This is a genomic window from Mesorhizobium sp. M7A.F.Ca.CA.002.04.1.1, from assembly GCF_004022805.1.
Taxonomy (GTDB): domain Bacteria; phylum Pseudomonadota; class Alphaproteobacteria; order Rhizobiales; family Rhizobiaceae; genus Mesorhizobium; species Mesorhizobium ciceri.
This window is the reverse complement of record NZ_RZPL01000807.1, coordinates 1-2,416: the sequence shown is the minus strand read 5'-3', so window position 1 is coordinate 2,416 and position 2,416 is coordinate 1. Positions and strand designations below refer to the sequence as shown.

Sequence of the window (2,416 nt, the reverse complement as noted above, 5' to 3'; positions counted from 1 at the left end):
GGCTGGTGGCGAGAAGCGTCAGGCAATAGGCAGCGCCTAGTCCTCGCCGCCCTCGCCCACGCTGTGCGCGTCCCGGCGCCAGTAGGCCGTAACCAGGTGGCGGTCGCGCGGCAGGCCCCACTGTTTGCGCACGATCTTGCGGATCTCCCGGAAATCGCCAAATTCGCAACCGACCCAGACGTACAGGCCGTCGGCAAGCGCCATGTGCTTGCGCTCGCGCAAGGCGGCGGACAACAGGCCCGCGGTGCCGGCCTCGCGGCCGTGCCGGTAAAGCCAGGTGATGTCGATATTATCCCCTTGCGCCAGCGCCATCCGGTCGTCCGGCCCATCGATCTCGATCAGCGCCTCAGCGCGTGTTGACGGCGGCAGATCTTCCAGAATCCTGCCTATGGCGGGAAGTGCTGTGTCGTCGCCGAGCAGAAGCAAGGTCTGCGCCACCGGAGCGTCGCCGCCACCGGGTCCGATCATGCCGATGACATCTCCCGCCCGTGCATTTTGCGCGAAGCTGGCGGCGGGCGTCTCCTGGCCGGGGTGCAGCACGAAATCGACATCGAGCCAGCCGCTTGCGGCATCCAGCGCCCGGATCGTGTAGACCCGCACGGCAAGAGCATCGTCGCCCGAAGGCCAGACAATCAGGCCGTCGGCGCCCATCGTCGGCCAGAGCGGCTGGCGGCCAGCCGGCGGCAGCAGCAGCCGCATGTGCAGGCCGCCATGGCTGAACCGGCCGAGATCCTTGCCGGCGAAGCGCAGACGCTGCATATGCGCCGAAATCCGCGTCGACGACATCACCGTGATCTCGCGGAAGAAGACCGGCGTGCCGGCGTCAACGCCGTCGCCTTGCCAATGAATGCCCCTGGTCGTGCCGAGATGTTCGGCGACATGGCCGGCAACCGTCATCTTCATGTAGGACAGGCAGGTTTCGTCGGACGCCGCGACGCGGATCAGTACGCTTTCATCATCGAGCGTGGCGCTCAACGAACCATAATAGAGGCGAAGCTCCCATTGGTCGGCGACGCCGGTGTCGATCTCGAATTCGCTGTGCTCGGCGCGCAGCCGGTCCATCACCGACCTGATCGCCGCGTCGCTGATCCGGGTTTGCGCGCTCAATTGGTCCATCATTCAAGTCCTATGCAACAGTTCGGGGCAAGCGCCGCAGCGCCCCCGCGGTCAGCGGCATGCCACAGCCGCTCAAGCGCTTCCACACAAACATGACTATCACTGTCATATTATGCGATGAACGCCTAGCGCGCCGCAAGGCGATCGGGAAGGAAATCGACGAACACGCGCACCTTCGGCGACAAATGGCGGTTGGAAGGCCACAGCATCCGGAACTGGCCACGGCCGTCGACATGACCGTCGAGAACGGTACGCAGCCTGTCTTCGTGCAGCGCCTCACGCACCAGGAAATCCGGCATGCAGGCGATGCCGAGGCCGGCGATCGTGGCGCCCTTCAATGCTTCCATGTTGTTGCAGGTCAGCATCGAGCGGATCTGCGGTTCAGCGCTTCCGGTTATGAACGGCCACTCCAGCAGCCTGCCGCTGTTGAGGAAGCGGAAGTTTATGCCGAAATGCCTGATGAGATCCGCCGGCTCGCCGGGTGTGCCATGGCGCTCGAGGTAGGAGGGCGCCGCGCACAGCAGCATGCGGAAGGGCGCAACGGGTCTCGACACGAGGCGCGAATCAGGCAGCTCGCCGCTGCGGATCGCGACATCGATGCCCTCGTCGATGACGTCGACGATCCGGTCGTTGAAATCGATGTCGAGTTCGATCTCGGGATAGCGGGCCATGAACTCCGACAACACCGGCAGCAACAGATGATAGGTGACGATCGGGGTGGATATGCGCAGCCGCCCACGCGGTGTTTCCCGTGTCCGCGACAGCATCGCCTCGGCATCGTCGATGTCGTCGAGGATGCGGCGCACCCGCTCGTTGAACAGCTTGCCCTCTTCCGTCAGGCCAATGCGCCGCGTGCTGCGCTGCAGGAGCCGCACGCCGAGTTCCTGCTCGAGCCGGGCGACACTTTTGCCGACAGCGGAAGCCGAGATGCCAAGCGCCCGTCCGGCAGCGACGAAATTGCCGAATTCGGCGGTGCGGGCAAAGGCCAGGAGCCCGTTGAGACGATCCATCGTGTCATTCCATTCGAGCGTTTCAGTCCGATATACCAGGAGATATAACACTATTCTTCCTGAAATGCCGACGACCTATCTTGTCATCACGACCGGCTCCGCAATCGCGCGGCCCACCGGCGAGTGCTGTTTCAGATAGGAAAATCCATGACTTCCAGGACCACAACCGGCTCTGCCGAGAGATGGCTCGTGCTCTTGTCCGTGTGCCTTGCCGCGATGACGATGCCATTGACCTTCACCGGTCCGGCCGTCGCTCTGTCGCGCATCGCGGCCGATCTCGGCGGCAGTCC

General features: G+C 64.1%; 2 protein-coding genes. Both read right to left on the bottom strand.

Features of this window, described 5'->3' with window-relative positions:
- Positions 1-36: 36 nt before the first annotated feature.
- On the bottom strand, positions 37-1,116 hold the full coding sequence (locus ENZ75_RS28750) for a siderophore-interacting protein (protein ID WP_063170323.1): 1,080 nt from the start codon (positions 1,114-1,116) through the stop codon (positions 37-39).
- Between the two features lie 125 nt (positions 1,117-1,241).
- Complete coding sequence (locus tag ENZ75_RS28745) at positions 1,242-2,126, bottom strand: LysR family transcriptional regulator (RefSeq protein WP_013529929.1); 885 nt, start codon at positions 2,124-2,126, stop codon at positions 1,242-1,244.
- Positions 2,127-2,416 lie beyond the last annotated feature (290 nt).